This is a genomic window from Streptosporangium sp. NPDC023825 (genome assembly GCF_040639575.1).
Lineage (GTDB): Bacteria > Actinomycetota > Actinomycetes > Streptosporangiales > Streptosporangiaceae > Streptosporangium.
In genome coordinates this window covers 12582-37422 of sequence record NZ_JBFAAE010000018.1, presented here as the reverse complement: position 1 = coordinate 37422, position 24841 = coordinate 12582, and the positions used below count along the sequence as shown (strand labels likewise).

The following is a 24841-nucleotide window of genomic DNA, read 5'->3' as shown; positions in this document are numbered from 1 at the left end:
GATGGGCGGATCTAGCGGGCGCCGTGAAAGAAGTCAATAAATCTGTTTCGCAACTTTGTGGAAGTTTGCGGTTACAGGACGGAGAGTCATCGCCCGGTTGCGGATGCTGTGTGCCTGTTAAGTGAAGAATGCGAGTTATGTGCTGTTGGCCGAACTCATCCGGCTGTGCTCCAATAACCCCTACCCCATGGATGCGTCGGCGTCACTCGCACATCATTGCGTGACGCGATCCCCTCCAAGCAGACGATCCGAGGAGAGGCAGCGGAGGCCAGTGAGGACAGCGTCAATCCCCAGCGAACGCGAATCCGGGCTGGCACCTGCCCTGGGATTCGACAACCAGGGGGGGCAGCCGCGGAGCGGCGCGGGTCAGGACCTCGACGGTCGTGACTCCGAGAAGTCCGAGAAGAACGGCAGCAGGCTCGCGCTCAAGAACTGGCGAGTGAGATCGCGGCTGATCGCGCTCATCGTCATCCCCACCGTTGCCGCGATCGTGCTGGGCGGCCTGCGGGTCACCACCTCGATCAGCAGCGCCGCCGAGTACGAACGCGTGCGCGCCACCGCCGAACTCACCGCCGGCCTCAGTGACCTGGTCAACGAGCTGCAGCTCGAACGTGACCTGTCGGCCCGGCACGTGGCGGGAGGCAGGCAGGTCAGCAGCAGGGCGAGCGTGCGCAAGCAGTACGAGTCCGTCGACCGGGTCGTCGGGGAGGTGAGCCCCCTCGTCAACAGGGCCATGGCCGACAGCGGCCTCCTGGAGTCCCTCGGTGCCCGGGGCCAGACCGAGCTCACCCAGATCCGCCGCCGCATCGACGAGCTCAAGAGCTTGCGCGAACTGGCCGCGGGCACGGCCACCCAGGTGCCGGCCCAGCCCACGATCGCCATGTACTCCCGTACCATCGCCGACCTGCTGGCCCTGCACGACGAGATCATCCAGGGTGTCTCCGACCAGGACCTCACCGGCAGCGCGGCCGCGTTCGCCGCGCTGACCAAGGCCAAGGAGCAGGCGTCCAGGGAGCGGGCGAACCTCACCGCCGCCCTCGTCGTCAGGGAGTTCAGCGCCGAGGGCCTCAGCGCCATGCTGGCCGCCCGGGCGCAGTTCGACAGCGAGCTCGCCACCTTCCGCTCCGAGGCGTCGATCCAGCAGCGCCAGCTCTACGACGACACGGTCAGCAGCCAGAAGAAGGACCGCGCGGCGGCGACGCGCGCCCGTGCCATCTTCCTGGCCCTCAACGGCCGGCCGCTGGTGAACGTCGACGTCTCCAAGAGCGGGCTCAACGACCTGCCCTCCTGGTTCGACTCCTCCACCCACATCATCGAGCGCATGCGCGTGGTGGAGAAACAGGTCGCCAGGACCCTCATCACGCAGAGCTCGGACCTGCAGGCGTCCGAGCAGCGCGGCGCGCTGATCGCCGCCGGCCTGAGCGGACTGCTGCTGCTCCTCGTCCTGATCGTCACCGCCGTCATGGCGAGGTCGCTGGTCAGGCCGCTGCGCAAGCTCCGTACCGAGGCGCTGTCCATCGCCGGCCAGCGTCTCCCCGAGACCGTCCAGACGATGCGCGAGAGCGGCGAGGTCTCGGCCGCCGACATCACCCCGATCGGTGTCGCCTCCGACGACGAGATCGGTGAGGTGGCCCGGGCCTTCGACGAGGTCCACCGTGAGGCCGTGCGGCTGGCGGGCCAGGAGGCCACGCTGCGGAGCAACGTCAACTCGATGTTCGTCAACCTCTCCCGGCGCAGCCAGACCCTGGTCGAACGCCAGCTCTCCCTCATCGAGAGCCTGGAGCAGGGCGAGCAGGACGAGGGCCGGCTCGGCAGCCTCTTCCGGCTCGACCACCTGGCCACCCGCATGCGCCGCAACTCCGAGAACCTCCTGGTCCTCGCGGGTCAGGAGCCCGCTCGCCGGTGGAGCCAGCCGGTCCCGCTCATCGACGTGGTCCGCGCCTCGCTGTCGGAGGTCGAGAACTACGAACGGGTCGACCTGCAGCTGTCCGCCGGCGTGTCCGTGGTGGGCACCTCCGTCAACGACGTCGTCCACCTGGTCGCGGAGCTCGTGGAGAACGCGATCTCCTTCTCCCCCCGCGAGACCAAGGTCATCGTCTCCAGCAACCGCATCGACGGCGGCGGAGTGATGGTCTCGGTGACCGACATCGGCATCGGCATGACCGCCGAGGAGCTCTCCCAGGCCAACTGGCGGCTGGCCAACCCGCCGGTGGTGGACGTCTCCGTCTCCCGCCGGATGGGCCTGTTCGTGGTCGGCCGCCTCGCCCTGCGGCACGGCATCCGCGTCCAGCTCAGGCAGCAGGACAGCGGCGGCCTGACCGCGATGGTCCTGCTCCCGGAGAACCTGCTCGCCGTCACCAACCGCCCGGGCGGGACCTCCCCCAGCATGCAGAGCGGCGACTGGGCCGGATCCATGGCCTCCATGGACCGCCCGCCCGTGCTGGCCAGCCCCACCGCCCCCCCGATACCGTCCTTCGCCTCGTTCGAGGCCGCCCACCAGAACTCGTTCGCCTCCTTCGACATGGGGCAGCAGTTCAACTCCTTCGAGGCCTCGCAGTCCCCCTTCGGAGGCGGCGGCCAGTTCGGGCAGGCACCCGTCGACACCCCCTGGCCGGGACAGGTGCCGCAGCCCGGCACCGACCCCGGCCACGGCTGGCCGAACGCCTCCCAGCCCGACCCCTCGGGGTGGCGGCAGGGACAGGGCGGGCCCCGCGGCGACGCGGGGACGTGGTCCACGGGCCCGAACACGGCCCCGCGCAGCGACGCCCCCGTCTGGCCCGGCGGTCAGCAGAGCAGGGACACCGGCTCCGACGTCTGGTCCACCTCCTCGCGCGGCGACTCCGGAGGCTGGCCGTCCACCGGCGACCCCGGGCCGTTCGGGCGGCGCGTCCTCGACCCGGCGGACAACACCGGCCCGCTGCCGGTGATCCCCGACGCCTCGCCCATGGAAGAGGCGAAGGAGGAGTTCCTGCCGATCTTCGCGGCCGTCGAGTCCGACTGGTTCAAGAAGGTCGAGCCGGCCCCGGCCGTCCAGGAGCGGGTCGAAGAGACCCCCCAGGTTCAGGCCCAGGCCGTTCAGGAGACCGTCCAGCTCTCACAACCGGCCACCCCCGCACCGGGCGGCTGGTCGTCGCCCGCCGACGTGGGCTGGCAGGCCGCCAAGGCCGCCAGCGAGCCCTCGCTCGGCGGGCTCACCGGTTCGGGGCTGCCCAAGCGGGTGCCCAAGGCGAACCTGGTACCCGGTACGGCCGCGCCCGACCTGAGCGCGGCCCCCCAGACTCCCGTGCACCGGCCGACGGTCTCCCCCGAGGCGGTGCGCAGCAGGCTGGCGAGCTTCCAGCAGGGAGTACGGCAGGGTCGCGCGGCCGCCAGGGGCGGCGCCGGAGACGGGCGGCCGTATCCCGACTTCGGCCGGGATGTTGAAGGAAACAAGGAGGACCGGTGAGCGAGCTCATCATGGTCGCCAAGGAGGATGACACGTGCGCGAAATGAGCCAGGCCGCCCGGGGGGTCAATTGGCTGATCACCGACTTTGTGAACAACGTCCCAGGTGTGGCGCACACGGTCGTCGTGTCAGCCGACGGTCTGCCGTTGGCGTACTCGGACGGATTTCCCAGGGACAGGGCGGACCAGCTGGCCGCGGTCGCGGCCGGCCTGATCAGCCTGACCCAGGGTGCCTCGCGGGTTTTCGAGGGCGGTGCGGTCACCCAGACCGTGGTGGAGATGCAGCGAGGGCTGCTCCTCATCATGTCCATCAGTGACGGTTCCTGTCTGGCGGTGCTGGCCGCCGCCGACTGTGACATGGGGCTGGTGGCCTACCAGATGACGATGCTCGTCGAGCGGGCAGGTCAGGTGCTGACCCCGGCAGTCCGCGCCGAACTGCAGTCTTCCCACTCACGGTGACGGCGATGACGCTAGGAGGCTGTCGTGGCAGGCCGCGGCTGGACCGGTGAGGGCGACCCGCACGGCGGGTATCCCTATCAATCAATGGACGACCCCCACCGGCATCAGGGCGGTCCTTCCCATCTCATGCACCCGGCGCCGTCGGAGCAGAGCTCCCTCGTCCGTCCGTATGCCGTGACCGGGGGGCGCACCGCCCCCCGGACCCAACTCGCTCTGGAGGCCCTGGTCTCCTCGGCGACCTCCATACATCATGATTTATCCACCCGCACCCCGGAGTATCAGGCGATCAGCGCCCTGTGCCGGCAAGTGCGTTCGGTTGCTGAGATCTCCGCGATGCTCCGCATCCCGCTCGGCGTGACCAGGATCCTGGTGGCCGACATGGCCGCCGAGGCCCTGGTGCAGATCCACCAGCCGCAGCTGGACGCGGGCAAGCCGGATCTCAACCTGCTGGAAAGGGTGCTCAGTGGACTTCGCAGGCTCTAGCCGCGGCGGCGGCCTGACATCGACGAAAATCGTCGTCGCCGGGGGATTCGGTGTTGGCAAGACCACCTTCGTGGGGGCGGTGTCGGAGATTCTGCCGCTGACCACGGAGGCGGTGATGACCGACGCCAGCGCCGGGATCGACGATCTCGGCCTCACACCGAACAAGACCACGACCACGGTCGCGATGGACTTCGGCCGGGTCTCGCTGGACCGTGACCTGATCCTGTACCTGTTCGGTACGCCGGGTCAGCACCGGTTCTGGTTCATGTGGGACGACCTGGTCCGCGGCGCGATCGGCGCGATCGTGCTCGTCGACACCCGGCGGCTGGCCGACAGCTTCCCGGCGATCGACTACTTCGAGGAGGCCAAGCTCCCCTTCGTCGTCGCGGTCAACGGCTGGGACGGCACCTATCTCCACGGTGAGGAGGAGGTGCGCGAGGCGCTGACACTGGCGCCGCACATCCCCATCTCCCGGACCGACGCCCGCTCGCGCGACGCGGTGAAGGCCACACTCATCACGCTCGTGGAGCACGCGCTCACCATGCGGATGGCCGTCCCCGGCTGGGGTCGCTGACCGCTGGAGGGCGTCAGTCGCACCTCCCAGCGGATAGGCTGGGAGGTCGAGTCGCAGACCTGTAGCGCAGAGGCTGGCCAATCACGTGTTCGAGACGCTTTCCGACCGGCTGACATCGGTCTTCTCCTCCCTTCGATCCAAGGGTCGGCTGTCCGAAGCCGACATCGACGCGACCTGCCGCGAGATCCGCATCGCGCTGCTCGAGGCCGACGTCGCGCTGCCCGTGGTCAAGGCGTTCGTCGCCCAGGTCAAGGAACGCGCCCGCGGCGTCGAGGTCTCCCAGGCGCTGAACCCGGCCCAGCAGGTCGTGAAGATCGTCAATGACGAGCTCATCGAGATCCTCGGCGGGGAGACCCGGCGGCTTCGCTACGCGAAGAACCCGCCGACCGTCATCATGCTCGCGGGTCTGCAGGGCGCGGGCAAGACGACCCTGGCCGGCAAGCTGGCCCGCTGGCTGCGCGAGCAGAACCACACGCCGCTGCTGGTCGCCGCCGACCTCCAGCGACCCAACGCCGTCCAGCAGCTCTCGGTCGTGGCCGAGCGCGCGGGCGTCGCGGTCTACGCGCCCGAGCCGGGCAACGGCGTCGGCGACCCGGTCGCCGTGGCCCGCCAGTCGATCGACCACGCCAAGCGGCAGCAGCACGACATCGTCATCATCGACACCGCGGGCCGCCTCGGCATCGACCAGGAGCTGATGAGGCAGGCGGCCGACATCCGCGACGCGGTCTCGCCCGACGAGGTCCTGTTCGTCGTCGACGCCATGATCGGCCAGGACGCCGTCTCCACGGCCCAGGCCTTCATGGAGGGCGTGGGTTTCGACGGCGTCGTGCTGACCAAGCTCGACGGCGACGCCCGCGGTGGCGCCGCCCTCTCGGTCCGCCACATCACCGGCAGGCCGATCATGTTCGCGTCGACCGGTGAGAAGCTCGAGGACTTCGACGCCTTCCACCCCGACCGGATGGCGTCCCGCATCCTCGACATGGGTGACATCCTCACCCTGATCGAGCAGGCCCAGAAGACCTTCGACGAGGCCGAGGCCGCCAAGATGGCGAGCAAGCTCACCTCGGGCGAGGGCTTCACCCTGGAGGACTTCCTCGAGCAGATGATGATGGTCCAGAAGATGGGCCCCATCAAGAACCTGCTCGGGATGATGCCCGGCATGGGGCAGATGCGCGAGCAGCTCAACCAGGTCGACGACCGCGATCTCGACCGCATCGCCGCCATCATCCGCTCGATGACCCCCGCCGAGCGCCACAACCCGAAGATGATCGACGGCTCCCGCCGGGCCCGTATCGCCAGGGGTTCCGGCGTGACGGTGACCGAGGTGAGCGGGCTGGTCACCCGTTTCTTCGACGCCCAGAAGATGATGAAGCGGATGGCCGGCGGCATGGGCATCCCCGGTATGCCGGGCGGTCGCAAGGGCGGCAAGGCCGCGCAGAAGAAGGCGGCCAAGGGGCGCAGGGTCAGCGGTGACCCGCGCAAGGCGGCGCTCGGCAAGGCCGTCCCCGACAAGACCGACGAGCCCGCGACCCCCGCGGGGAGCGGCCTCCTCGGCAAGCTGGGCTCCCGGCAGCAGCTGCCGCCGGGCCTGGAGCTGCCGCCGGGCTTCGACCCCTCGAAGTTCAAGCTCCCGGGACAGAAATGAGCGATGACGGCTTCCACTCACGAGCCAGGTGGATCTGGGTGATCATCGTCGCGGGTTTCATCCTCGTCGCCGTGCTCGAACTCCTCGGGGTGCGCCCCAAGTAGTGCCCGCGCCGTTCCTCGATCCGATCGACGCGATCCGATCGACGCGGCGTCCGGCCGTGTCCAGCCGCCCGCAGGGGCCTGGATCACGGTTGACCGGGCGGCCGCCACGAAAGCCGCGGTTCTCGCGGCCGGCCGCCCGGCCGGTCCTAGTACGGCGGAAGCGGGACCACCGGTGAGACGGGTGTTCCCGGCAGGACCACGGTTCCCCGCGGAAGCGGTGCCTCGGGCACGGCCTCCGGCGCGACCTCGGGCACGGCCTCCGGCGCGGCGGGATCTCCCCACCGCGCGGGGGCCCCGGGCGATTCGGGTGCTCCCCACGGGGCCTGAGAGTGCCCGGGGACGCGGTCCCCGCCGGTCATGAGGTCGGTCACGCGGCCGGTTCCGAGGACACCGAAGACTCCCGAGGCCCCGGTGGTCCCGGTGGTTGCCCCGGGGCGCCCGAGGGCTCCGTCGAGGGTCCTGTCAAGGGTTCCGGCGGGGGAGGAGATGGGCGCCGGGGACACGTCGGCCTGGCCCGCCGGGGTCGTCGCCCTGATGGCCAGGACCGCGCCCAGCACGGTGACGGATCCGGTCGCGGTCAGCAGCAGAGATCTGAGGGTGGTTGCCACGGCGGCCATTTAGCGCACCAGGCCGGCCCGCCACGGGCTCCGGACACACGGGGATTACCGAGATTTGCCTTCCGGCCGCCGTACCGGATGGCCTCGGGTTGGCCGGGCACCCCCGCACGTCTGGCACAATGACATGTTGGAACATCGTGACACGTGGTTGCCCTCTCACTCCCGCGTGCCACGCCTGTCCCTCGAACGGTCCTCTCCTCGTGCCCCACTCGATGAGACGCCGCTCACCCACGCCCTAATGCAGGAGAGACCACACCAGTGGCAGTCAAGATCAAGCTCAAGCGGCTCGGCATGATCCGCAACCCGCAGTACCGCATCGTCATCGCCGACAGCCGCACCAAGCGTGACGGCCGGGCGATCGAGGAGATCGGCCTGTACCACCCGAAGGAGAACCCCTCGCGCATCGAGGTCGACTCCGACAGGGCGGCCTACTGGCTGGGTGTCGGCGCGCAGCCGACCGAGCCCGTGCTCAAGCTCCTCAAGCTCACCGGCGACTGGCAGAAGTTCAAGGGCGAGCCGGCTCCGGCTCCGCTCCTGGTCGCCGAGCCCAAGGCCGACCGCCACGCCGTCTACGAGGCCGCGGCCAAGGAGGCGCTCTCCCTGGAGGCCGCCACCACGCCGAAGAAGTCGACCCGCAAGGCGGCTCCCAAGGCTGAAGAGGCCAAGGCCGAAGAGGCCCCCAAGGCTGAAGAGGCCCCCAAGGCCGAAGAGGCCGCCGCCGAGACCCCGGCTGAGCCCACCGCGGCCGCCGAGGAGAAGCCGGAAGGCGAGGCCTGAGGTGCTCGAGGAGGCCCTCGAGCACCTGGTGAAGGGCATCGTCGAGCATCCTGACGACGTCCAGGTTCACGCCCGCCGCATCCGCAGCGGGCGTGTGCTTGAGGTCCGGGTCCACCCCGAGGACCTCGGTAAGGTCATCGGCCGCGGCGGCCGTACGGCCAAGGCGCTTCGCACGGTCGTGAACGCCCTCGGCGACGGCAAGTACATCCGGGTCGATCTTCTCGACCTGAACGAGGCCCGCTAGCCGGCGAGACGCGTCCATCGAGCGAACGGGCCACCCGCCCAGCGTGGGTGGCCCGTCTGCTTTCCCTAGACACCACTACGTGAGGAGGCGGGCGTGCAGCTCGTCGTAGGCCGGATCGGCCGCCCGCACGGGCTCCGCGGGGACGTGTCCGTGGAGGTGCGTACCGACGAGCCGGACCGGCGCTTCGCCCCGGGCACGGCCCTGGCCACCGACCCCGCGTCGGCCGGCCCGCTGGTCGTCGAGTCCCGCCGCTGGCACTCCGGGATCCTGCTGGTCAGGTTCGAGGGCGTGACCGGCCGTGACCAGGCCGAGGATCTCCGCGGCACCATGCTCGTCATCGACTCGGACGACATCCCGCCCTCCGACGACCCCGACGAGTTCTACGACCACCAGCTCATCGGCCTCACCGTGGTCAAACCCGACGGGGAGGCGGTGGGGGAGGTGTCCGACGTGCTCCACCACGGCCAGGACCTGCTCGTCGTACGGCGCGGCAAGGCCGGGGGCGGCGAGGTCTACGTGCCGTTCGTCAAGGCGCTGGTCCCCGAGGTCGATCTCGTCAAGGGCGTCCTCGTCGTGGACGGCCCCGCAGGGCTGCTCGACCCGGACGAGATCGTCTGACATGCGCGTCGACGTCATCTCCATCTTCCCCGAGTACTTCGCCCCCCTCGACGTCTCCCTCATCGGCAAGGCCCGCGAGCGCGGCATCCTCGACGTCCACCTCCACCAGCTCCGCGACCACGCCCACGACGTGCACCGCACCGTGGACGACACCCCCTACGGGGGCGGTCCCGGCATGGTCATGAAGCCGGGCCCCTGGGGGGAGGCCATCGACGCGGTCCTCGCCTCGGGCCCTGCCGGACCGCCGAGGATGATCGTGCCGACCCCCAGCGGCGTGCCCTTCACCCAGAGGCTGGCGATGGAGTACGCCGCCGAGCCGTGGCTGCTGTTCACCCCGGCCCGCTACGAGGGCATCGACTCCCGGGTGATGGCCGAGTACGGCGCCCGCATGCGCGTGGACGAGGTCAGCGTCGGTGACTACGTGCTCGCCGGGGGCGAGGTGGCGGTGCTGGTGATGATCGAGGCCGTCGGGCGGCTGCTGCCGGGCGTGCTCGGCAACGTCAACTCGGCCGTGGACGACTCCTTCGCGCCGGGCGCGATGGAGAACCTCCTCGAGGGTCCCGTCTACACCAAGCCGCCCGAGTGGCGGGGGCACGAGGTGCCGGAGATCCTGCTCTCCGGGCACCACGGGAAGGTCGCCCGGTGGCGGCGGGACCAGGCGCTGCGCCGTACCGCGAGGAACCGGCCCGAGCTGCTGGCCGCGCTCGACCCGGAGAGCCTGGACAAGCACGACAGGCGAACCCTGGCGGAGCTGGACCTCCCCCGGGCGGGGCCGGCGGATCCCGCGGGCCCGGCCGTCCTGACCGGTTGATTTCCGGTCGGTCGGGAAAATATGGCAGACTGAAGCGTTGCCGCCGACTGCCCATCCGGTCCCCAGACCGGTCTCATCGCGGCCGGCCGGCCAGCTAGCTCCGAGACATAGTCCACTCCAGCACGCGTGTCCATCGCGACGCCGCCCCGTCGCGGCCGGATGGACCTCCGTGTGCGCTCGTTAATGAGGTACCACTGCCATGCACACGCTGATCAGCGAGCTCGAGAAGTCCGCGCTCCGCACCGACGTCCCGGACTTCCGGCCCGGTGACACGCTTGAGGTCCACGTCAGGGTCATCGAGGGCAGCCGGTCCCGTGTCCAGGTCTTCAAGGGTTTCGTCCTGCGTCGCCAGGGCGGCGGCTCCCGCGAGACCTTCACCGTCCGCAAGGTCAGCTACAGCGTCGGTGTCGAGCGGACCTTCCCGGTGCACAGCCCGGTCATCGAGAAGATCACTCTCGTGACCCGTGGCGACGTGCGCCGCGCCAAGCTCTACTACATGCGTGACCTGCGCGGCAAGGCCGCTCGCATCCGCGAGAAGCGCGAAGCCCGCTAGGCGCGTCAGCGTCCGCCGACCTGGCCCGTGCCCCCGTCATCGGGGAGCGGGCCAGTCGCATGTAAGGAGGTTTGACCTCCTATGGCAATACGCATGGCTATGCGGTACCCCGTCACTCGAGCACTTGGTACCGCCCATCATCTAGGCTCGTCAGCGATGACTAGCGAAGACCGGGAGTACGGCGCAGTCTCGCGTCGACCTGTCGAGGACGAGGTGGACGTGGTCGCCGAAGACACTCAGAAGAGCGCCGGGGACGGCAAGGACAAGAAGAAGGGCTCCTTCTGGAAGGAGCTGCCTGTCCTGGTCGTCGTGGCGTTGGTGCTCGCCCTCATAATCAAGACCTTCGTGATCCAGGCCTTCTACATCCCGTCGGAGTCGATGGAGAACACCCTCCTCACGAACGACCGGGTCCTGGTCAACAAGCTCGTCTACCGCGTCCGCGACATCGAGCGCGGCGACGTGGTGGTCTTCTCCGGGGTCGACTCCTGGGACCCCGAGATCGACCTCGAGGAGCCGCCCAACCCGGTCGCGGGATTCTTCCGCTGGGTCGGCACCGCCTTCGGCGTGGTCCCCGGCGAGAAGGACTACATCAAGCGGGTCATCGGTGTCCCCGGCGACACCGTGAAGTGCTGCGACGCCCAGGGCCGGGTGACGGTCAACGGGGTCCCCCTCGACGAGGAGTATCTCTACCCCGGCGACGTGCCGTCCGATAAGTTCTTCGAGGCCAAGGTCGGTGAGGGGCGCCTGTGGGTGATGGGCGACCACCGGCTGGTCTCCCTCGACTCCCGCTCCCACCTGGGCGATCCCGGTGGCGGGACGATCCCGGTGGACAAGGTGATCGGCCGGGCCTTCGTGATCGTGTGGCCGTTCTCCAGGGCCACGACCCTTCCCATTCCCGACACCTTCGGCCAGCCGGCCCTCAAGGCCGCCGCGGCCCTGGGAGGGGCCACCCCGCTCCTCGCGGGTTTCGCGGGCGCCGTGCCGCTGGTGCTGTGGCGTCGTCGCTGGCTCTCAAGGCGGTAACCCCATCTCATGACCGTTGAACCCGAGGCTGAGAAGAAGAAAGACAAGCGCGGCAAGGGCGGTGGCCTGCGCGAGTCGCTGTTCCTGCTGGTGTGCGGGGTGGTGGCGGCGCTGCTGTTGCAGGTGTTCGTCTTCCAGTCGTTCTACATCCCGTCGGAGTCGATGGAGCGGACCCTCGTCGAAGGCGACCGGGTGGTCGTCAACAAGCTGCACGGCGACTCCGAGCGCGGTGACATCGTGGTCTTCGAGGGCTGGAACGACGAGCACACCATCAAGCGGGTGATCGCGGTCGGCGGTGACACGGTGAAGTGCTGTGACGCCAAGAAGCGGATCACGGTCAACGGGGTGCCGCTCGAAGAGAGCTCCTACCTCTTCTCCGGCGACTTCCCCTCGGGGGAGCCGTTCGAGAAGGTCGTTCCCAAGGGGCGGCTGTGGGTCATGGGCGATCACCGCACCGCCTCCGCCGACTCGCGTGCCCACGAGGAGAGGCTGGGAGAGGGGTCGATCCCGGAGAGCGACGTCATCGGCCGTGCCGTCGCGATCTACTGGCCGTTCTCCAGGGCGGCGGTGCTTTCGAGGCCGGAGAGCTTCCTGAAGGTGAGATAGCGGTACCGAATGCACCGGAGGGGGCGTACTCTCTGGTCATGGTCGCTCTGTCACCCGTGGTGCCATGACGGTTGCGTTTCGCCCCAGACCCAGCGTGGTCCGGCGGGATTCGGGACTGTACGGCTACGAGCGGGCTCTCAGCCGGCGCGGGCTCGGTCCCGTGGCGGGAGTCGACGAGGCGGGCCGGGGCGCCTGCGCCGGGCCGCTGGTGATCGCCGCCGTGGTGCTGGGCGGCCCGATCGACGGTCTGGGCGACTCCAAGCTGCTGACGGCCTCCCGGCGCGAGTCGCTGTTCGAGCGGATCACGGTGACCGCGGAGGCGGTGAGCGTGGTGGTGATCCCGCCGGGTGAGATCGACGCCCGGGGCCTGCACAGATCCAACATCGGAGGAATGCGCAGGGCTGTGGCGCGGTTACCCTGTCACCCCGGCTACGTTCTGACCGACGGGTTCCCCGTTCCAGGCCTGCCCGCGCCGTCGCTGGGCGTGTGGAAGGGAGATCAGGTCGCGGCCTGCATCGCAGCGGCCTCGATCGTGGCCAAGGTGACGCGGGACGAGATGATGGTGGCGCTGCACGAACGCCATCCCCGGTACGGATTCGCCGTGCACAAGGGGTATGGCACCGCCGACCATCGCAGGGCTCTCAGAACCTACGGTCCGTGTCCGGATCACCGCTTTTCGTTCTCGACGGTGGCGCGGTCAGGAGCGGGCGAGGTGATGGGTGAGAATGAAGTGGGGGCCGGCGCCGTCTGATCGGGCGGGCCGGGGTGGGCGTTTAACAGGAGGACCGGTATGAGCGCAGAGGATCTCGAAAAGTACGAAACCGAGATGGAGCTGCAGCTTTACCGTGAGTACCGCGACGTTGTCGGCCTTTTCACCTATGTCGTGGAGACCGAGCGGCGCTTCTATCTCACCAATTCCGTCGATCTCGACGTGCGCACCGCTGAGAACGGTGACGTGTTCTTCGACGTGAAGATGCAGGACGCCTGGGTCTGGGACATGTACCGCCCGGCGAGGTTCGTCAAGAACGTCCGCGTGGTGACCTTCAAGGATGTGAACGTCGAGGAGCTCGCCAAGCCCGATCTGGAGATGCCCAAGGAGGGCTTCTCCTCCTGAGCGGCTTTTCCGGGCCCTTGTCCCGGAGGCTTCGCGGAGCGGCTTCGAAGGCGTTCCCGAGAGGCTGGGGGGCCGGAGGGCCCATTGGGCGGGGCCGAGCGCTCCGGGGCCTCGTGATGCGGCTGAGTGGCCGCGAGAGGTTGTCCACAGCCACGCCCCGTGCCCGGCCGGATTTCCACAGAATCGCGTTCGGCTTCTTGGCGGTGCGGTGAGCTGAGCGAAGGTCTGGAACCGGAGGTGGTTCCATGGCCGCGAAAGATGAGCTCGGCAAGCACGGTGAGCAGATCGCCGTCGATTATCTGCTGGCACACGACCTGCAGATCCTGGATCGCAACTGGCGGTGCCCCGACGGGGAGATCGACATCGTCGCCCGGGAGAGGCGCACGCTCGTCGCGGTGGAGGTGAAAACCCGTTCGGGGCGCAGTCACGGCACCGCCTTCGAAGCGGTCACCAACGCGAAGATCGCTCGTCTGCGCAGGCTCGCGGCCACCTGGCTCGCCGAGCGCCCGGACCGATTCGACGCGATCCGCGTCGACGTCGTCGCCCTGGAGCGGTTCGCCGGGGATTTCGCCATCCGCCACGAGCGGGGGGTGTGCTGATGTTTCCCGGTGTGTCGAGGTTCCCCGGTGTGCCGACGTCTCCCGGCCTGTCGTGGATCGTTCGCTCTCCGCGGGGGGTGGGGTGAGTGGCCGTCGCACGCACGCGCTGCGTCGCCCTGGTCGGGGTGACCGGCCGTCTCGTCGAGGTCGAGGCCGATGTAGGCAGCGGCGTGGCGGGCCTTCACCTCATCGGCATGCTCGACACCGCGCTGAGCGAGGCCCGGGACCGGGTCCGTTCCGCCCTGGTCAACAGCCGCTACGCCTGGCCCGACGCCCGGATCACGGTCAGCCTGTTTCCCGCCAGCCTGCCCAAGCGCGGCAGCCTGTTCGACGTCGCGATCGCCATGGCCCTGCTCGCGGCGGCCGGGTTCGTGCCCGCCGCCAGGGTCGCCGAGCCGATCTTCCTGGGAGAGCTGGGCCTGGACGGCTCGGTGAGGCCGGTGCGGGGCGTGCTCCCCGCCGTCCTGGCGGCCGTCGCCGCCGGTGCCCACACCGTCGTCGTCCCCGCCCGTAACGCCGCCGAGGCCGGTCTCGTGCCGGGGGTGAGCGTGGTGCCCGCGACCACGCTGGGCGCCCTGGTGCGCTGGTTGCGGAGCGACGACCCGGCGGAAGGCCTTCCGCCGGGTTCCGGAGGGCCCGGTCCTGGAGGGGCCGGTTCCGGAGGGCCCGGTTTAGGAGGAGGTGGTTTAGGAGGGGGCGAGGAAGCCGGTGGGGGAGAGCCGGGTGCCGGTGCCGGCGATCGCGGCATGGGGGGCGCGTGCCCCCTTCCACCGGGATTTCCCGGGGAGGCCGGCCCCGGAGGCGCTCACGATGCCGGGGACGGCCCGGACGACGCTCCCGATCTGGGAGACGTCGCGGGACAGCCGCTCGCCCGTCGCGCGCTGGAGATCTGCGCCGCGGGAGGACACAACCTCTGGATGCTCGGTCCCCCCGGCACCGGGAAGACCATGCTCGCCGAGCGGCTGCCGACCCTGCTCCCCGCCCTGGAGAGGGACCAGGCCCTGGAGGTGACCGCCATCCACTCGGTCGCCGGTGTGCTGCCCAGGGACCGCCCCCTGCTGGTCCGCCCGCCGTTCGTGGCGCCCCACCACACCGCGACCGTCGCGTCCGTCATCGGCGGGGGCAGCGGGATGATCCGTCCGGGGGCGGTCTCACTGGCCCACCGGGGAGTGCTCTTCCTGGACGAGGCGCCCGAGTTCTCGACGACCGTCCTCGACGCGCTCAGGCAGCCGCTCGAATCGGGGCGGGTGACGATCTCCAGGGCGTTGGCGTCGGTGACCTTCCCCGCCAGGTTCATGCTGGTGCTGGCGGCCAACAGATGCCCCTGCGCGCGGCCCTCCACCCCGGAGGACCCGTGCACGTGCGCTCCCGCGGCCCGCCGCCGCTATCTCGCGAGGCTCTCCGGCCCGCTGCTCGACCGGGTGGACGTCAAGGTCGGCCTGTTCCGTTCGACCCGGCGCGAGCTCCTCGCCGACCGCCGGTTCATCGAGTCGAGCGGGGTGGTGGCCGAGCGGGTGCTGCTCGCGCGTGAGCGGGCCGCCAAAAGGTTCGCGAACACGCCGTGGCGGTGCAACGCGGAGGTGCCCGCCCGAGCCCTCCACACCGAATACCGGCCGCCGCCCGCGGCGATGTCGCCGCTGCTCGGGCATCTCGACAGCGGCCGGTTGAGCGCCCGGGGCCTCGACCGGATCATCAAGGTGGCCTGGACGCTGGCCGACCTCGCGGGCAAGGACCGGCCGGAGCTCCACGAGACCAACTCCGCGCTGGGGCTGTGGCTGGGGGAGGAACGATGAGCGACAGGCTCGCACGGCTCACCCTGATGCGCCTGGCCGAGCCGGGCGACACCGTGATGGGGGCTCTCGTCGCCCTGCGCGGTCCCGAGGCCGCCGTCGCCCTGGCCCGGAGGGGTTCCGCGGACGCGGATCTCACCCGATGGTTCGCCGAAACGCACGGCCGCCCGGCCGGAAATCCCGGCCGGGCTGGAGCGGACAACGGTTCGGAGGCCGCGAGGGACGGGCGGCTCGCGGCCAGGCTGGACCGGATGGTCACCTCCTGGGCGGCCCGGTCGAAGACGGCCGACCCCGTGCGTGACCTGGCCGAGGGCGAGCGGATAGGGGCGAGGCTGGTGGTTCCCGGCGATCCGGAATGGCCGACCCAGCTGGACGACCTGGGAGACTCCCGACCCCATGCTCTCTGGCTCCACGGCGACGCCGACCTGCGGTTCTCCTGTCTCAGATCCGTCGCGGTCGTCGGTTCCCGAGCCGCCACGCCGTACGGCACGCACGTGGCGGCGGAGCTCGGGGCAGGGCTGAGCGAGAGGGGGTGGGGTATCGTCTCCGGTGGCGCTTACGGCATCGACGGCGCCGCTCACCGGGGCGCCCTCGCCTGCGAGGGGCCGACCGTCGCCGTGCTGGCCTGTGGCGCCGATGTCGCCTATCCCAGCGCGCACCAGCAGTTGTTCGCCGCCATCCGGGAGCGGGGGGTGCTGGTCAGTGAGTGCCCCATGGGCGCGCACCCGACCCGGCCGAGGTTCCTGATCAGAAACCGTGTCATCGCGGCTTTGTCCAGGGGCACCGTGGTCGTCGAGGCGGCCGTGCGGAGCGGAGCGCTCAACACAGCCGGGCACGCGATCGCGCTCAACCGCCACCTGGCCGCGATGCCGGGCCCGGTGACCTCGGAGTTCTCGGCGGGGTGCCATCGGCTGATCCGCCAGGGCAGAGCCATCTGCGTCACCGGTCCCGAGGAGGTGATCGAACTCGCCGGGACGATGGGCACCGACCTGGCCCCCGAGCCGCGCGGTCCGATGCTTCCTCGCGACCGGCTCGATCCGGAGACCCGGAAGGTCGTCGAGGCCATGCCCACCCGGATCGGCGTGGGCCCCGCGACGATAGCCGTCGCCGCGGGGGTCGACCTGGAGACCGTGCTCGCCTGCCTCGGCGGCCTGGCGGCCGCGGGCTACGTCGAACGTGTCTCCCGGGGCTGGCGCCTCCGCCCCGACCGCCCTCCAGGCGGATAGCCCGTTCTCGGGCCGCGAGGGACGGTCGTCGGTCGATCTCAAGGAGTCGAGACGGCCCAGGCCGAAGATTCGAAACAGCCCGGCCGAAGATTCGAGACGGCCCGAGCCGAAGATTCGAGACGGCCCGAGCCGAAGACTCGGACCAGGGGTCCAGAGCAGCCTACGAAGCGGGCCGCGAGGCCGGAGCGGGCCACAGGGGAAGAAGGCGGACCTGGCCATGACCGAGGAGGAGCAGAGGGTCGAGGTAGGCACGGTCGCGGAGCAGGCCCCAGTGCAGGCAGGCGACGGGACAGTGCCCAGGGACGTCCTGGAGGGTGCCGATCACCTCGCCGGTGGCCACCGCCTGCCCGCGCCGCACCGAGGGCTGGACGGGAAGGTAGGTCGTCCGCAGGCCACCGGGGTGGAGCACGGTCACCACGCCCCGGTCCGCGAGCGGCCCGGCGTAGCCGACTGTTCCCGCTCCCGCGGCCCGCACCTCGGCTCCGGGGGACGCGGAGAGGTCGGTGCCCCGGTGACCGGCCAGCCACGGCTGCGCCGGTGGTGCGAAGCCCCTGAGCACCCGCGGCCGTCCGGCGAGCGGCCATTCCCAGTGGGGTCGTTCCCCGTGGAGCGGTTCCCTGGGGGGTCGTTCCCCGTGGGGCGGTTCCCTGTGAAAGGAGGGGGCGGGTGCCCCGGCCGGACGCGCCGTCATCGCCGGGCCGCGCGCACCCGTGCGGGCGGACGCGGGGGTGGTCGTGGAAACCGTCACGCCGTACGCGCGGCCGGTCACGCCGGTGGGGTGGGCGAGGGCGGCCGCGTGACGGGTGCCCGCCGCCGGTGTGGCCAGGATCAGTGAGCACAACAGGGCTCGCAGCCCCACGGTGTGGACGGACTTCATGCCCGTGAGCATGAAGTCCCGCGATGGACCGGGTATGGGCCGAACGGGATTCTGTGGATAGGTGATCGAGGATGTGGCTGAGGACGGGGACGGGGACGAAGAGGGTCCCAGAGCGTCATGCGAGCGATGAGAGTCCTGGCATGTCGTGTGGGATGGGCTGGCCCGGAAAGACCGGCTGGGCAGGGAGAGCCGGGAAACGTCGTATGAGCGGGGCGAGCCGGGAAACATCGGGCGAGCGAGGGCGAGCCGGGAAACGTCGGGCGAGCGAGGGCGAGCTTGGGAACGCCGTATGAGCGAGGGTGAGTTTGGGAACGTCGGACGAGCGGGGAGAGCCCGGAACGTCGTGTACGAGTGAGGATCGCGTGGTCGAAGAGCTTATCCGCGGGCTGGCGGCCGAGGCGGGCGTCGAGCTGCCGCCGGTCAGGGTGAGCGGGGACGATCCGGTGCTGCCCTCCGTCTTCCGGGTGGGCACCGCGGCCGCCGTCGCCGTCGGGGCCGCCACCGCGGCGGCCGCGGCGATCAAAGGAAGCGGGAGCCGGGCCGCGGTGGACGTGCGGGAGGCGGCGATCGCCTTCCTGGACGAGCGCCACTTCAGGATCGACGGAATCGCCGTGGATCTCTGGGCTCCCCTCTCCGGTGACTACCGCACCGCCGACGGCTGGGTGCGGCTGCACTGCAATTTCGACCACCACCGTGACGCGGTCCTCACGGCGCTGGGACTGCCCGCCGGTACGGGCGGGGACGCCGTCGAACGCGCCTGCGCGGGGCGTACCGCCATCGAGGTCGAGGAGGCGGTGACGGCCGCGGGAGGATGCGCGGCGGCCATGCGCGACCGCGCCGGATGGCGTGAGCACCCTCAGTCGCGGGCGGTCGCCGCGTCGCCGCTCGTTCATCTGACCCGGATCGGCGAGTCCGGTGCTCCGAGGACCGGTGCTCCGAGAGGCGAGGGAGGGCGGGTGCTCGACGGGGTACGGGTACTCGACCTGACCAGGGTGATCGCCGGGCCGGTGGCGACCCGCACGCTGGCCGCCCACGGGGCCCAGGTGCTCAGGGTGGGATCCCGGCACCTTCCCGAGGTTCCGGGGCCGGTGATCGGCACCGCGTTCGGCAAGCGGTCCTGCCACCTCGATCTGAGGACTCCGGCCGGGAGTGCCGCGCTGCGCGACCTGGTGGCGCAGGTCGATGTGCTCGTGCAGTCCTACCGGCCGGGCGCCCTCGAAGCGCTGGGGTTCGGTCCCCGGGAGCTGGCCGGGATCAGGCCGGGAATCGTGTGCGTCGATGTCTCGGCGTACGGCGAGCGGGGGCCGTGGGCGGGCAGGCGTGGGTTCGACAGCCTGGTGCAGATGGTGTCCGGTATCGCCCATGAGGGCGGCGACGGGTCGCGGCCCCGCCCGCTGCCCGCCCAGGTCCTCGACCACGCCACCGGCCATCTGGCCGCCTTCGGAGCCATGGCCGCCCTGCTCCGCCGATCCACCGAGGGGGGATCCTGGAGAGTGGAGCTCTCCCTGGCCGGGACCGCGCGGTGGCTGGACGGTCTCGGCCGGGTCGGCGGAGCGGCCACGCCGGAGCCTGACGTCACCGGCATGATCGAGGAGATGGACAGCGCCTTCGGCCGCCTGACCTACCTCAGGCCGCCCGGCACCGTCGACGGCGTGTCACCGTACTGGTCGAGCCCGCCCCCGCGGCGGGGCGAGCACCCGCCCGCCTGGTGGTGAATCCCTTCCACGGCCGTTCCCGAAGGGCCTCTCCCGATCCCGGATCCCGGTCCCTCTCTTGACCGCTCGCTCCCGGCCGCCCTCTCCCGAGCGCCCCTTCCCGGGTGCCCTCTCCCGGCGACCCTTTCTTGACTGCCTTCTTCCGGTGACCATCTCCCGGCGGTCCTCTCCCGAGCGCCCTTTCCCGAACGTCCCGAACGGTCTCCCGCGAACGGTCTCTCCCGAACGGTCTCCCGCGAACGCCCTCTCGCGGGAGACCCCCGCGAACAGCCTGGCCGCGGACGTACCCGCGGCGTGAGCCCACCCGTGGCCGACGTGTCCGTACGGGCAGGAGCCGCTCGTCGCGAGGTCATCGGGTTCGGGTGAGGTCATCATCAGGGGCGGGGGCGTCGGGGCCGGGCGGAGTCATCGGGTTCGGGGTGGCGGGGATGGGGAGTGGCGGGGATGGGGAGTGGCGCAGGGGAGAGAGCCAGATCCACGCGATCGTGGTCAGGACTCCGGCCGCGGAGATCCAGAACACCGGGCGCAACCCGAGCAGCTCGCCGGCCAGGCCGCCCGCGAGACCACCGAGGGTGACGACACCCTGGATCATGAACGACTGCGTGGCGCTGACCCGGCCGCGCAGCTCGGCGGGGGTCTCGCGCAGGGTGATGGCGCCCATGCAGACGGAGAAGGCCACGACGGCCGTGCCGGAGATCGCCGCGCTGGCGGCCAGGGACAGGAAGCTGCGCCACACCGGCCCCGAGGCGAGCGCGGCGACCACGAAGTCGACGGGGAAGAGCAGCACGGAACAGGCCAGTATCCGGTTCTCGCCGAACCGCCGGGTCAGGCGCGGGACGAGGGCCGCGCCGAGCAGGCCGCCGACGCCGAAGAAGGCGGTGATCGCGCCGACCAGCCCCGCGGGCAGGCCGACGACGGTGAGCGCGTAGATCACGAACAGCGCCATGTACACGCTGCCGAAGAAATTGATCGTGACCCCGGCGGCGCAGAGCGCGCGGAGCACCGGGTGCCCGGCCACAGTGCCCAGCCCCTCGCGGATCTCGGTCCACATGCCGCGCGGAGGAGCGGGCGTGTGGTTCTCCGGCGCCTTGATCGACCTGATCAGGAACGCCGAGGCCAGGAAAGACACCGCGTCGACCAGGATCGCGAACGGTGCCGTGATCAGGTGGACGAGCAGCCCGGCCAGACCCGGTCCCGCGACGGTCGCCACGGCGAAGGCCGACTGGAAGCCCGCGAGCGCCTCGGTCCGCTGGTTCTCGTGGATCACCGTGACCAGGTGCGGGAAGTTGACCGCGCGGAAGATCACCGAGCAGGTGCCGACGACGAACGCCACCGCGATCAGCCACGGCACGCTGAGCAGCCCGGTGATCCAGGCGGCCGGGATCGTGACCATGGCGAGGGCCGAGACCGTGTCGCAGGCGACCATGACCGGCCGGTGCCGCCTCAGCCTGTCGGCGAGGGCACCCGCCTGGAGCCCGATCAGCAGATAGGGCAGCGAGGTCGCGGCGGTGAGCATGCCCATCTGGGTCGGGGAGGCGCCGAGCAGGACGGCGGCGGTCAGCGGCACCGCCAGCCGGGAGACCTCGGTGCCGGTCTCGGTGACGGCACGGGCGGAGAGCAGGAAACGGTAGTCGCGCTGCTTCCTGAGGGGCACCGGCCCGGTCGCGGAGGACCCGGAAGTCGCGGAGGTCATGGGGATCCGTCTCCTGTCGGCTTCAGAAAACTTTGAAGGGAATGCTTCATAACTGTGAAGATAACCCTTCATAGTTATGAAGGCAACGCTTCACACATGGAGTGGGTACGGTCTGCACATGACCGAGGCACCGAGGCGGAAGTCCCTCACCGATCCCACGGCGATGCGCGCGCTGGCGCACCCCGCGCGGCTCGCGATCCTGAACCGGCTCCAGGCCGAGGGGCCCTGCACCGCGACCGAGGCCGCCGAGGTCGTCGGGGTCACGCCCAGCGCGGCCAGCTACCACCTGCGCATGCTCGCCAAGTACGGCTTCGTCGAGGACGCGCCCGCGCGCGGTGACGGCAGGGAGCGGCTCTGGCGCTCCAGCGCCGTGGGCCTCAGCGTCAGTCCCGATCCGGACGACGGCCCGGACGTGCGCGGCGCCAAGGAGTTCCTGATCAAGGCGTTGCTGGAGCAGGCTGCGGACGAGGTGAACAGGGCGATGGAGAACCTCGAGCGGGAGTCACGCGAGTGGCGCGAGGCCGCGCTGTTCAGCCGCGCCGTCCTGCTGGTCGACGCCGAGGAGCTGAGGGTGCTGAGCGAGCGGATCGACGAACTGCTCGCCCCCTACAAGACCGCCGTCAGGGGCAGGGAGGACGCCCCGCCCGGTGCCCGGATCTCCGAGGCGCAGGTCAGCCTCTTCCCCCGCGCCCAGCGCCGGCCGCACGGCCTTCCACGCGACGGGTAAGGATCACCTGACGCCCGAAGGTCGGGAAGAGGCGCGGTTGCGGGTACACTTTTGGAGGCCTGTGAGTCATGGGCCGACTTCGCATGCCCCGTCAAGAACCGGGGTCCCTCGGTCCGGGCGAGAGCCCGGCTGGATCCTGTTCGGGGCATCAGGGCGACAGCCGCAGGCTGTCGCGTCCAACCGAGAACAGCGCCCAGAGATGGGCGCCCCGATCTGGAGGACAATCAATGTCCACCCCCGTCGTCACCATGCGACAGCTGCTGGAAAGCGGCGTGCACTTCGGCCACCAGACCCGTCGCTGGAACCCGAAGATGAAGCGCTTCATCTTCACCGAGCGCAACGGCATCTACATCATCGACCTTCAGAAGTCGCTGGCCTTCATCGACAGGGCCTACGACTTCGTCAAGGAGACCGTCGCGCACGGCGGCACGATCATGTTCATCGGCACGAAGAAGCAGGCCCAGGAGGCCATCGCCGAGCAGGCCGCCCGCGTCGGCATGCCGTACGTCAACCAGCGCTGGCTGGGTGGCATGCTCACCAACTTCTCCACCGTGCACAAGAGGCTCCAGCGCCTGAAGGAGCTGGAGGAGCTCGACTTCGACAACGTGGCCGCCTCGGGGCTCACGAAGAAGGAGCTCCTCATGCGCCGCCGCGAGAAGGAGAAGCTCGAGCGCACCCTCGGCGGTATCCGCGACATGTCCCGGATCCCCAGCGCCGTGTGGGTCGTCGACACCAAGAAGGAGCACATCGGGATCAGCGAGGCCCGCAAGCTTCACATCCCGGTGGTGGCCATCCTCGACACCAACTGCGACCCCGACGAGGTCGACTACCCGATCCCGGGTAACGACGACGCCATCCGCGCCGTCGGCCTGCTGACCCGCGTCGTCGCCGACGCCGTCGCCGCCGGTCTCATGGCCCGCGCCGGCGCCAACCGCGGCGACGACAAGCCGGCCGTCGCCGGTGGCGCCGAGCCGCTGGCCGAGTGGGAGCAGGAGCTGCTCGCGGGCAGCGCCGACAGCGCTCCGGCCGCCGAGGCCGAGACCGCCGAGGCCCCCGCCGAGGCCGAGGTCACGGAGACCGAGACCGCCGAGGCCCCCGCCGAGGCGACGGACGCTCCCGCCGCCGAGGACGAGTCCGCCGAGAAGACCGAGAAGCAGGCCTAGGTCACTTTCGTACGGCCCCGGCCGTGCGACCCGCAAGACCCTTCCGGGTGGGTGCCGCTCAGTCGGGGGCACCCACCCGATCCACGACGATTCCCACGAGGAAAAGACAATGGCTTCCGTGAACATGGCCGACGTCAAGCGGCTTCGTGAGCTGACCGCCGCCGGCATGATGGACTGCAAGAAGGCTCTCGAGTCCTCCGAGGGTGACTTCGACCGCGCGGTCGAGATCCTCCGCCTCAAGGGCGCCAAGGACGTCGGCAAGCGTGAGGCCCGTACCGCCTCCAACGGCCTGGTCGCCCTGAAGCAGGAGGGCGAGTCCGCCGCCGCGCTGCTGGAGCTCAACTGCGAGACCGACTTCGTCGCCAAGGGCGAGCGTTTCCAGGAGCTCGCGGGCCAGGTGGTCGACCACATCCTGGCCACCAAGCCGTCCGACGTGCCCTCGCTGCTCGACTCCGAGCTCGCCGGCAAGAGCGTCAAGACGCACCTGGACGAGGCCAACGCCGCGCTCGGTGAGAAGATCGAGATCCGCAGGTTCGCGGTGCTCGAGGGCGGCTTCATCGGCGCCTACATGCACAAGACCGACCCCCAGCTTCCCCCGGCGGTCGGCGTGCTCGTGCAGCTCGACTCCCCGAACGCCGACGTCGCCAAGGACATCGCGCAGCACGCCGCCGCGATGGCCCCGAAGTACCTCAGCCCCGCCGAGGTCCCGGCCGACGTCGTCGAGAAGGAGCGCGCGCTCTTCGAGGAGATGACCCGCGAGGAGGGCAAGCCCGAGGCCGCCATCGGCAAGATCGTTGATGGCCGGATCAACGGCTGGTACAAGGACTTCACCCTCCTTGAGCAGTCCTTCGTCAAGGACAACAAGAAGTCGGTCGCGAAGTTCGCGGACGAGAATGGTGTCAAGGTCCAGGCCTTCGTCCGCTTCAAGGTCGGCCAGGCCTAATCCCTGACATCCGCTCTTCAAGCAGAGCACCAAACGAGGAGGCCGCCGCCGTGCAGGAGAACCCAGGACCCGCTACGCCGGCGGTTTCTTCGTACTCGGACCCGCTTCGCTGGAAGCGGGTGATGTTGAAGCTGTCCGGTGAGGCGTTCGCCGGCGGCGAGCCGCTGGGCATCGACCCAGGTGTCGTGGGCCACCTCGCCGACTCGATCGCCGAGGCCGTCCGCGGTGGCGTCCAGGTCTCGGTCGTGGTGGGCGGCGGAAACATGTTCCGCGGCGCCGCCCTGTCCGAGCGCGGCATGGACCGCGCGAGGGCCGACTACATGGGCATGCTCGGCACGGTCATCAACTGCCTCGCCCTCCAGGACTTCCTGGAGAAGCGGGGCATCGACACCCGGGTCCAGACGGCGATCACCATGCAGCAGGTCGCCGAGCCGTTCCTGCCCCGCCGTGCCATCCGCCACCTGGAGAAGGGGCGCGTGGTCATCTTCGGGGCGGGGCTCGGCTCGCCGTTCTTCTCCACCGACACCTGCGCCGCGCAGCGAGCGCTGGAGATCGGCGCCGAGGCGCTGCTCAAGGGCACCCAGGTGGACGGTGTCTACGACGCCGACCCCCGCAAGAACCCCGACGCCGTCCGGTTCGACCATCTCGAATATGGTGAGGTGCTGACCCGGGGCCTCGGAGTCATGGACGCCACCGCCATCAGCCTGTGCATGGACAACAGCCTGCCCATCGTGGTCTTCGACCTCATGGGCGAGGGCAACATCCTGCGGGCGGTGCGCGGTGAGAAGATCGGCACGCTGGTGAGCCCGGCACGGTGACGAAGCCGGAACGGCGACGGGGCCGGTACGGCAACGGGAGCGAGCCCGACGTAGCGAGCGGAGTGGTACGCGAGGTAGGAGCGTCCCGCGAAGCGCGTGAGGAGCGGTGAGCGACCACAGGACAGGGAGCGAGCCCGACGTAGCGAGCGGAGTGGTACGCGAGGTAGGAGCGTCCCGCGAAGCGCGTGAGGAGCGGTGAGCGACCACAGGACAGGGAGC

25 protein-coding genes are annotated in these 24841 nt (G+C 70.3%); 22 read left to right on the top strand and 3 right to left on the bottom strand.

What is annotated here, in order from left to right; all coding sequences use genetic code 11:
• The first annotated feature begins 271 nt into the window (after nucleotides 1-271).
• The 5 genes from AB0G15_RS18065 (at nucleotide 272) to ffh (ending at nucleotide 6604) form a co-directional block, all read left to right on the top strand.
• Nucleotides 272-3445 (top strand): nitrate- and nitrite sensing domain-containing protein, encoded by a 3174-nt coding sequence (locus AB0G15_RS18065; RefSeq protein WP_362840720.1) that lies wholly within the window; start codon nucleotides 272-274, stop codon nucleotides 3443-3445.
• 43 nt (nucleotides 3446-3488) lie between these two features.
• A complete protein-coding gene (locus AB0G15_RS18060; protein ID WP_326646986.1) occupies nucleotides 3489-3902 on the top strand; it encodes a roadblock/LC7 domain-containing protein in 414 nt (137 codons plus the stop codon).
• An 84-nt stretch (nucleotides 3903-3986) separates the two neighbouring features.
• Nucleotides 3987-4385, top strand: a complete 399-nt coding sequence (locus AB0G15_RS18055; RefSeq protein ID WP_362680633.1) for a DUF742 domain-containing protein — start codon at nucleotides 3987-3989, stop codon at nucleotides 4383-4385.
• Nucleotides 4386-4398: 13 nt separating this feature from the next.
• Nucleotides 4399-4959 carry an ATP/GTP-binding protein gene (locus AB0G15_RS18050; protein WP_031158879.1) on the top strand — a complete coding sequence of 187 codons (561 nt, stop codon included), beginning with the start codon at nucleotides 4399-4401 and terminating at the stop codon, nucleotides 4957-4959.
• Nucleotides 4960-5044: 85 nt separating this feature from the next.
• Nucleotides 5045-6604, top strand: a complete 1560-nt coding sequence (gene ffh / locus AB0G15_RS18045) for a signal recognition particle protein (RefSeq protein WP_362680322.1) — start codon at nucleotides 5045-5047, stop codon at nucleotides 6602-6604.
• A 250-nt stretch (nucleotides 6605-6854) separates the two neighbouring features.
• On the opposite strand, the gene AB0G15_RS18040 is transcribed toward ffh, so the two are convergent.
• Nucleotides 6855-7325, bottom strand: coding sequence for a hypothetical protein (locus AB0G15_RS18040; protein ID WP_362840717.1), 471 nt, complete (start codon nucleotides 7323-7325; stop codon nucleotides 6855-6857).
• A gap of 258 nt (nucleotides 7326-7583) precedes the next feature.
• On the opposite strand from AB0G15_RS18040, the gene rpsP reads away from it, so the two are divergent.
• The 12 genes from rpsP (at nucleotide 7584) to dprA (ending at nucleotide 16686) form a co-directional block, all read left to right on the top strand.
• Nucleotides 7584-8102: a 30S ribosomal protein S16 gene (gene rpsP, locus AB0G15_RS18035; RefSeq protein WP_362840714.1), complete on the top strand. Its 519-nt coding sequence runs from the start codon at nucleotides 7584-7586 to the stop codon at nucleotides 8100-8102.
• A 1-nt stretch (nucleotide 8103) separates the two neighbouring features.
• Complete coding sequence (locus AB0G15_RS18030; protein ID WP_362680331.1) at nucleotides 8104-8346, top strand: RNA-binding protein; 243 nt, start codon at nucleotides 8104-8106, stop codon at nucleotides 8344-8346.
• A gap of 93 nt (nucleotides 8347-8439) precedes the next feature.
• Nucleotides 8440-8964, top strand: a complete 525-nt coding sequence (gene rimM, locus AB0G15_RS18025; protein WP_362840711.1) for a ribosome maturation factor RimM — start codon at nucleotides 8440-8442, stop codon at nucleotides 8962-8964.
• Nucleotide 8965: 1 nt separating this feature from the next.
• The gene (gene trmD, locus AB0G15_RS18020) at nucleotides 8966-9775 is read left to right on the top strand and encodes a tRNA (guanosine(37)-N1)-methyltransferase TrmD (protein WP_362840708.1); all 810 of its coding nucleotides are present in this window, start codon (nucleotides 8966-8968) and stop codon (nucleotides 9773-9775) included.
• A gap of 199 nt (nucleotides 9776-9974) precedes the next feature.
• The gene (gene rplS, locus AB0G15_RS18015) at nucleotides 9975-10328 is read left to right on the top strand and encodes a 50S ribosomal protein L19 (protein WP_362680339.1); all 354 of its coding nucleotides are present in this window, start codon (nucleotides 9975-9977) and stop codon (nucleotides 10326-10328) included.
• Between the two features lie 156 nt (nucleotides 10329-10484).
• Nucleotides 10485-11351, top strand: a complete 867-nt coding sequence (lepB, locus tag AB0G15_RS18010) for a signal peptidase I (protein ID WP_362840705.1) — start codon at nucleotides 10485-10487, stop codon at nucleotides 11349-11351.
• Nucleotides 11352-11360: 9 nt separating this feature from the next.
• Nucleotides 11361-11957 carry a signal peptidase I gene (gene lepB, locus AB0G15_RS18005; RefSeq protein WP_362840702.1) on the top strand — a complete coding sequence of 199 codons (597 nt, stop codon included), beginning with the start codon at nucleotides 11361-11363 and terminating at the stop codon, nucleotides 11955-11957.
• Between the two features lie 64 nt (nucleotides 11958-12021).
• A complete protein-coding gene (locus AB0G15_RS18000; RefSeq protein ID WP_362840700.1) occupies nucleotides 12022-12708 on the top strand; it encodes a ribonuclease HII in 687 nt (228 codons plus the stop codon).
• A gap of 39 nt (nucleotides 12709-12747) precedes the next feature.
• Nucleotides 12748-13071, top strand: coding sequence for a DUF2469 domain-containing protein (locus AB0G15_RS17995; protein WP_030511723.1), 324 nt, complete (start codon nucleotides 12748-12750; stop codon nucleotides 13069-13071).
• A 245-nt stretch (nucleotides 13072-13316) separates the two neighbouring features.
• A complete protein-coding gene (locus tag AB0G15_RS17990) occupies nucleotides 13317-13670 on the top strand; it encodes a YraN family protein (protein ID WP_362840697.1) in 354 nt (117 codons plus the stop codon).
• Between the two features lie 86 nt (nucleotides 13671-13756).
• Nucleotides 13757-15463, top strand: a complete 1707-nt coding sequence (locus AB0G15_RS17985) for a YifB family Mg chelatase-like AAA ATPase (RefSeq protein WP_362840695.1) — start codon at nucleotides 13757-13759, stop codon at nucleotides 15461-15463.
• Nucleotides 15460-16686, top strand: coding sequence for a DNA-processing protein DprA (gene dprA, locus AB0G15_RS17980; protein ID WP_362840692.1), 1227 nt, complete (start codon nucleotides 15460-15462; stop codon nucleotides 16684-16686). The genes AB0G15_RS17985 and dprA overlap by 4 nt, the downstream gene beginning before the upstream one ends.
• A 160-nt stretch (nucleotides 16687-16846) precedes the next feature.
• Here dprA and AB0G15_RS17975 read toward each other — a convergent pair whose 3' ends face one another.
• Nucleotides 16847-17563 carry a M23 family metallopeptidase gene (locus AB0G15_RS17975; RefSeq protein WP_362840689.1) on the bottom strand — a complete coding sequence of 239 codons (717 nt, stop codon included), beginning with the start codon at nucleotides 17561-17563 and terminating at the stop codon, nucleotides 16847-16849.
• Nucleotides 17564-17925: 362 nt separating this feature from the next.
• On the opposite strand from AB0G15_RS17975, the gene AB0G15_RS17970 reads away from it, so the two are divergent.
• The gene (locus AB0G15_RS17970; RefSeq protein WP_362840686.1) at nucleotides 17926-19278 is read left to right on the top strand and encodes a CoA transferase; all 1353 of its coding nucleotides are present in this window, start codon (nucleotides 17926-17928) and stop codon (nucleotides 19276-19278) included.
• 349 nt (nucleotides 19279-19627) lie between these two features.
• Here AB0G15_RS17970 and AB0G15_RS17965 read toward each other — a convergent pair whose 3' ends face one another.
• Nucleotides 19628-20971 carry an MFS transporter gene (locus AB0G15_RS17965; protein WP_362840683.1) on the bottom strand — a complete coding sequence of 448 codons (1344 nt, stop codon included), beginning with the start codon at nucleotides 20969-20971 and terminating at the stop codon, nucleotides 19628-19630.
• Between the two features lie 118 nt (nucleotides 20972-21089).
• Between AB0G15_RS17965 and AB0G15_RS17960 the strand changes: the two genes are divergently transcribed.
• From AB0G15_RS17960 to pyrH, 4 genes are all read left to right on the top strand, one after another.
• Nucleotides 21090-21698 (top strand): helix-turn-helix domain-containing protein, encoded by a 609-nt coding sequence (locus AB0G15_RS17960; RefSeq protein ID WP_362840680.1) that lies wholly within the window; start codon nucleotides 21090-21092, stop codon nucleotides 21696-21698.
• Nucleotides 21699-21925: 227 nt separating this feature from the next.
• Complete coding sequence (gene rpsB / locus AB0G15_RS17955; RefSeq protein WP_362680439.1) at nucleotides 21926-22861, top strand: 30S ribosomal protein S2; 936 nt, start codon at nucleotides 21926-21928, stop codon at nucleotides 22859-22861.
• Nucleotides 22862-22970: 109 nt separating this feature from the next.
• Entirely contained in the window at nucleotides 22971-23804 is an 834-nt protein-coding gene (tsf, locus tag AB0G15_RS17950) for a translation elongation factor Ts (protein ID WP_362840677.1), read from the top strand.
• A gap of 122 nt (nucleotides 23805-23926) precedes the next feature.
• Nucleotides 23927-24622 (top strand): UMP kinase, encoded by a 696-nt coding sequence (gene pyrH / locus AB0G15_RS17945; RefSeq protein ID WP_329091288.1) that lies wholly within the window; start codon nucleotides 23927-23929, stop codon nucleotides 24620-24622.
• Nucleotides 24623-24841: the final 219 nt, after the last annotated feature.